The organism is Psychrobacter sp. (assembly GCF_030454045.1).
Classification (GTDB): domain Bacteria; phylum Pseudomonadota; class Gammaproteobacteria; order Pseudomonadales; family Moraxellaceae; genus Psychrobacter.
Map to the genome: position 1 here is coordinate 1 of NZ_JAKDJE010000111.1, position 6,257 is coordinate 6,257.

Here is a 6,257-nt window from a genome sequence, read left to right on the forward strand (position 1 = left end):
ATGGTTTCACTTAGATGGTTTCACTTAGATGGTTTCACTTAGATGGTTTCACTTAAATGGTTTGACTTAGTTGAAGAGATAAACAGTGTTATGGGCTATATTTAGCAAATAATACTGTGTGTACTAACTTTGTGAATGACATTCTAAATGATAATGATTTTTATTTCTACAGTTGTTTACAAATAGGTTCCTATAAGTAGCGAGTGACCATGTTGACTGACTTACTGCGATTACCGTCCGTCTCTTTGGTAAATTTGGCGAAATGGTTAGACAGTGACATAAGCGGCTTGTCTCAAAGTTTGGTCAAATAAATAGACAAAAGGGATAAGCCTTCAAGCAGATCGTCATTGACACAGGTAATCTACATGCTGCCCAACTATGAAGTTGATCGTTATGGCGATCGGGGTAATTTGCAGGCAGAAGGAAGTGTGAATAATAGCATCAACGCGATTATCACCAGTATTTCTTGGATAGCGCTTGCTGTGCCAACATCACTCCCTGCGGCTAGTAGCTGCGCGCTTCGAGTATGGATATAAAGGGTTGCCAACGTGATAACGATGGTAGAGATGATACGGCGACTGATATTATTGAGTGCAGCTCCCTCAGTGACCGAGTCTTTAGGTAAGCTACTAAAACCCACGGTGGTGGTTGGCAGATACGCCAAACCCACGCCGACACCGCGCACACTCATCGTCAATATGAGTAGCCAAAGTGTGGGCTGGTACAAGCACCATGCAAGCATCAAAGTAGACAGCGCACTAATCGTGATACCCGCCATACCAATCCCTCGGGCACCGCGTTTGTCTACCCGCTTGCCAGCATAATGCGTGGTGATACTGGCGACGAGCGTCGCAACCATCAGAACGACGCCTGTCCATAAAGCACTTTCACCCATCACCTCCTGAATCAATATCGGCAATAATAAAAGACACAGCATCAAGCCTACTGTTTGGGTGATACTAATGACATTACTGTGCAAATAAGTTTTATTGTCGAACAAACCCACATTTAGCAACGGATGGCTCTGACGACGCTCATACGCCCACCAAGCCACGGCTGACAGCAAAAATAAAATAGACAATGCGCCTAATGCCACTATTTTTAACAAATCATCGCGGCTTGAGATACCGTGAGTAAAATCTATTTTGAGGGTGCTCAGCCAAATCATCATCGCCAGTAGCCAGATGATCAAACTGACAAACCCTACCGTATCAAAAGGGCTTGCGGTGTCATGCGTGCCTCTATCAGGTTCAGGTATCAATCGCCACACCATCGCCATAACGATCACACTAAGGGGCAATGTAACGGCAAACAGTGTCCACCATGCAAACTGATCAACCAAATAAGCACCAATCAAAGGACCAAATGCCAAGGACATCATAATAACGATGCCCCATAGCGCCATTATCCTACCGTGCTGCTGCTTTGGGTAAATCCGATACAGCATACCAATTGAGAGCGGAATAATCAGCCCACCACTCAGCCCTTGTACGGCTCTCGCCATGATGACAAAGCTCATATTAAACGCCATCATACCCATGACCGAACCGAGCATAAACCCAAGTACTGCCGCCAAATAGACTGGCTTAGAAGCAAACCTTTTGTTTAAGTAACCGCTCAGCATGAGCCCCACACTCATGGCCAACACATAAGCATTTAGTACCCAGCCGCCAAGCACGATATCGACGTCAAACACTGACATAAATATAGGAATGGCTGGGTTGAGCGCGCTGTTACTAAAGCTGATGACCGTACCACCGAGCAATAAGGTCAATAGTACCCGCCGTACTTGCTCATCGCTCAAGCGCTGATCCCTGCTATTTTTATGAGCGTCATTCATAAGCGCTTGATTGTTGGTTCATCGTTTCATAAAAAGACAAACTAACCATTAGCGGTGGTTGGCACTTTGCGAATAAGCCATAAGAAATAGCCACCGCCAATGATAGCAGCCACCGTACCAGCAGGTAGCTCATAAGGAAACATCACATACCGCCCGATCCAGTCCGCCATTACCATAACCCCCGCGCCTAAGAGAGCAGCCAGCAGCAACTGGCGCTCAAGTTTGACAGCGCCAAGAGATGTCGCCAAATGCGGCACCATCAGCCCAATAAAACTCAACGGCCCCACCGCAAGCGTACTCGCGGTACTAAGCGCGGCTACGAGCGCCAGTAGTGATAATGTCACGGGGGTCACTGCCACACCCAAATTACGTGCCACACCCGTCCCTAAACCAAGGACACGTAAGGGTTTGACAATCAATAAGCTAAGTACCAATAAGATAAGCGCAATGCCCATCAGATACCATACTGTACTAGGCTGCGCACTGTAGGTGGTGCCTGATAGCCAACTGAGCATCGCTTCGAGACGAGGGTCACCTGAGAGCTTGACCATGTGCATGACCCCATCCATCATGGCAGCGATACCAATACCGACTAACAGCAAATAGCCTGAGCTGACTCTACGCGCCAGCCACATAATCAACAGCAGCACCGCCATCGCACCTGACAGTCCTGAAATCAGTAATGTACCTGCTCCAGCCGACAGCCCCAAACTGGGTAATAATAAAAATCCTAAAATCACCCCCAGCGCCGCGCCTGAGCTGACCCCTAAGACCTCAGGACTGGCCATAGGGTTACGCGTTAGCGTCTGTAATAATACGCCTGCGACCGCGAGCATCAACCCTGTTGCCGCCGCGCTCAAGCTACGAGGCAGACGATACTGCTGTGTCAGCGCCCAATCAGTACTAATTCCCCAACCATTGATATCCTGTACAAAAAGACAAGCCAACATTATCGTGATGATAACTCCAACGCTCCATCGCCAAAACACAACGGTCTTGTTTTGACCGCTCATCATAGGGGTAACGGTTTCTATCCGATCGCGGCGCTGGCGCAAAATCAGCCAAATAATCAGTGGCGCTCCTAAGATTCCCGTCATGGCACCAGCGGGAATTTGCATCCCCAGTATGGGCTCAAGCAATAAGGCAACATTACTGGTCAATAGCAATAACAATGCACCCAGCCCAAATGCCGTGACCAAGCGCTTACCAATGGATGAGATGCCTAGCGCATTGACCAAGCTTGCGGCACCAAGCCCAATAAAACCAATCAGCCCAACCTCACTAATGACTAGTGCGGTCACCACCGCCACAATGACGACCACTAAGGCGCGAATACCATTAATAGGCACGCCCAAACGTTTGGCTTGTGAGTCGTCTAAGCTCATCAGTGTCAGCGGCTTCAATAAAGGCAGGCAGGCTATCGCCGCCAAGGTCGCTGTGATCATCAATGCTCGACTGCTATCCCAGCTGCTTTGTGCCAAAAACCCAGCGGCCCATGACAACATACCGTTGCTTCTTTCAGCAAAAAATAACACCAATACATTGGCAACAGCGGCAAGCAAGATATTGACGACCAGACCTGCTAGTATCAAAATCAGCGGATTGAAGCGACTAGGCGCAGACAAGGCAAACACCAAGCCCATACTCATGATGGCACCGACAAAGGCCACGTAGAGGCCACCATAAATGGCTAAACTCGGTAAAAACAACGTGACAATGAGCATGGCCAACTGGGCACCAATTCCGACTCCCAAAGTGGTGTCTGATGCCAATGGATTTTTGACCAACTGTTGTAACAAAATACTGACTACGCCCAATAATCCACCTGCCAACAGCGCCACCACGCTGGTCGCAACCAAATGAAGCTGGGTCGCCATACTGGCAATATCAAGCTGCAAACTTGGTAAAAATAGCTCACTGAGCGGGCGTGTCCATTCTCGCTCTAATAGTGCCCAGCCACTGCATGCGGACAAAACCACCAATCCTATAAAAATCACCCACAATCGCCAAGACGCACTGCTCACGACAGACGACGGAGGCTGAGATGGATGTGGTGGCGGCTTGGGCGATGAGGACATCACAGTTGCCGTATGTGAGGAGGACGTGGAGCTTAGGCTATTAGCGCTATGGGTGTTGCTGGCACTGCTCGTATGATTGGTATGAATAGTCATTATATCGCGCCACCTGTTAACGAAACCGTGGATAAATTATTGGCCAGACTGACCAATGACGACATCCCGCCATATATCCAGACTGGCGGCAACTCCGCCATACAGCGGCGCTCACCATAGCCCAAACGCTGCCATACCAAACTGTTCTTAATCTCAGCTCTGGTGATGGGACTGAGTGGGTCGATGATCAGCAGGCAAGTCTCATCATCTAACTGCGCCAAATCACCCATTCGTATCGGTACAAACCCCCACTGATTGCCCTCCCCTAAGACCACAAGCTCTTTGCCCATCTGCTCTAATGCCACCTTAAACAGGCTGTTATCAACATACATGCGCATGTTATTGGCATCCGCAAACTGGACGACCGCGAACTTTTTGATTATTGGATAGCGCTGCTGAAACTGCTGACTGGCAAGCTGTATGTCTTTTTGACTTTGTACAATATAGTCTTCAGCCATCTTGGGATTATCAATCAATGCACCAAGCGCGCGCGTCGGCTCCGTATAGTCAGCCCACGTTGCCGCTTTTCCTTTTGCCGCAAACATCACCGACTGCGCAGGCACATCACCGTATAAGCTACGGGCATGCTCATAAAAAGCGTTATCTATGACCATATCAACAGGAAGCTGTGCAACCAGCTCAGCATTAGGCTGATAACGAATCCCAATATCGGTGGTTGCTGCTGGGAGATGGGGGCGCCCCACCCATCTGTCCCACACTCTGATATCACCAGTGGCAATCGGTGCATGACCCATCGCCGTCAGCGTTGCAGCATTGCCCCAATCAGGGGAGACGATATTGATACGGTCACTATCAATACGGTCACTATGGCTGTTTGCTGTTTCGGTAATATCTTTGGGAGGTGATGTATCAAAGTGAGTAATATCTTTGTCAGATGCTGAGTGACTACAAGCGGACAATGTCAACAAGGCCATTAGGAAAAAGACTAAGAGAGTCAGCCCTTTTAATACAGCAACTGGCAACACAAATGATGTGGCGGTCGCGTGCCTTGGCGCTTGATAGTGATAAAAAACAGAAAACATAGCGGCATATCTTTTTAGGCGAGTTGGAATGAGAGAGAAGCGATCTGATGTCAAGCAACTGCAACAGGCTGTCCAGTAATGGGATGACTGAGCAGCTGCATATCCACATTAAAAATATCGTGTAATACACTAGGCTGCATCGTGCTTTTGATAGTGCCATTGTGACAAACTCGGCCGTTTTTTAGCGCAATGATTCGATCGGCATATTGCGCCGCCAGATTGATATCATGAATAATAATCACCACACTCAAGCCCTGCTCATCTACCAAACGACGGATCAGCTGAATGACCTCAATTTGATAATGCATATCTAATGCAGCAAGCGGCTCATCAAGTAATAGATACTTGGTATCTTGCGCCAAGCACATCGCAAGCCAAGCACGGGCGCGCTCACCACCTGATAGCGTCGATGTAATGCGATCAGAAAATGCCTCTGTTTGAGTCACTTTTAGCGCTTGTTCAACGCTATCTTTATCGGCTTGAGTGGGTTTTTGTAGCCATTTCTGGTGCGGATAGCGCCCGAGCATCACAAGCTCACGCACGGTAAATCCAGCGGCGTCAGGTAGTTGCTGTGGCAGATAAGCCATATGACGTGCCAGCTCCTTACTGCCGTAATCGCTGATATCACGCTCATCTAATGTAATGGTGCCACTACTGCTGGTCATCTCACCCGCCAACGCTTTGATCAAGGTTGATTTGCCAGAGCCATTGTGCCCCACTAACGCCACCAACTGCTTGGTATCGATCTCACAGCTCACATTGTCTAGTAAAGTATTCCCTTGACGACTGATGGTCAGTTGGTTGGCACGTAACATATAGGCACTCATCATTGATAAAAATCAAAATTGATAAAAAGTAAAGGTTGGCGTCGATGAAGTTTGTGGTTTTGCAAAAAAAAGCGACAATAAAAAGGATTTTACTCGTAAACGATAATAAAAACAATTATCATTAATGAATTAAAAGTTTTGTTTTCTTACTGATTACCTATTTATGAGAGGCCATATGGCTAATGTACCCCTAACTTTTGAGCAAGATAATGATGAGCAAGCCAGTCCCCGCACCCCATTGAATGCCCCTGAATTAACAAACATCATCACGTATATCAATGAAGAGCATCTAGATGAACTATTAGGGTTTTTAAGCGTTTTTACTAGGGTGTGTATAGAATTCAAATCAGGGGCAACCAGATAAAGACACAAGCGA

5 protein-coding genes are annotated in these 6,257 nt (G+C 47.7%); 1 reads left to right on the forward strand and 4 read right to left on the reverse strand.

Annotation, left to right across the window (positions count from 1 at the left end; all coding sequences use genetic code 11):
* Positions 1–391: 391 nt before the first annotated feature.
* From L0G63_RS13185 to L0G63_RS13200, 4 genes are read right to left on the reverse strand one after another with little or no spacing between them, the layout of a single operon-like run.
* On the reverse strand, positions 392–1,840 hold the full coding sequence (locus L0G63_RS13185; protein ID WP_301451063.1) for an MFS transporter: 1,449 nt from the start codon (positions 1,838–1,840) through the stop codon (positions 392–394).
* Between the two features lie 41 nt (positions 1,841–1,881).
* A complete protein-coding gene (gene fhuB, locus L0G63_RS13190; protein WP_301451064.1) occupies positions 1,882–4,011 on the reverse strand; it encodes a Fe(3+)-hydroxamate ABC transporter permease FhuB in 2,130 nt (709 codons plus the stop codon).
* The gene (locus L0G63_RS13195; RefSeq protein ID WP_301451065.1) at positions 4,011–5,054 is read right to left on the reverse strand and encodes an ABC transporter substrate-binding protein; all 1,044 of its coding nucleotides are present in this window, start codon (positions 5,052–5,054) and stop codon (positions 4,011–4,013) included. The genes fhuB and L0G63_RS13195 overlap by 1 nt, the downstream gene beginning before the upstream one ends.
* A 50-nt stretch (positions 5,055–5,104) precedes the next feature.
* The gene (locus L0G63_RS13200) at positions 5,105–5,869 is read right to left on the reverse strand and encodes an ABC transporter ATP-binding protein (protein WP_301451066.1); all 765 of its coding nucleotides are present in this window, start codon (positions 5,867–5,869) and stop codon (positions 5,105–5,107) included.
* Between the two features lie 187 nt (positions 5,870–6,056).
* Between L0G63_RS13200 and L0G63_RS13205 the strand changes: the two genes are divergently transcribed.
* The gene (locus tag L0G63_RS13205; protein WP_301451067.1) at positions 6,057–6,245 is read left to right on the forward strand and encodes a hypothetical protein; all 189 of its coding nucleotides are present in this window, start codon (positions 6,057–6,059) and stop codon (positions 6,243–6,245) included.
* The last annotated feature ends 12 nt before the right edge of the window (positions 6,246–6,257 follow it).

Excerpts from the sequence above, each read along its gene's own strand:
- L0G63_RS13200 (WP_301451066.1), bottom strand. The coding sequence starts at position 5,869 with ATGTTACGTGCCAACCAACTGACCATCAGTCGTCAAGGGAATACTTTA.
- L0G63_RS13185 (WP_301451063.1), bottom strand. The coding sequence starts at position 1,840 with ATGAATGACGCTCATAAAAATAGCAGGGATCAGCGCTTGAGCGATGAG.
- fhuB (WP_301451064.1), bottom strand. The coding sequence starts at position 4,011 with ATGACTATTCATACCAATCATACGAGCAGTGCCAGCAACACCCATAGC.
- L0G63_RS13205 (WP_301451067.1), top strand. The coding sequence starts at position 6,057 with ATGGCTAATGTACCCCTAACTTTTGAGCAAGATAATGATGAGCAAGCC.
- L0G63_RS13195 (WP_301451065.1), bottom strand. The coding sequence starts at position 5,054 with ATGTTTTCTGTTTTTTATCACTATCAAGCGCCAAGGCACGCGACCGCC.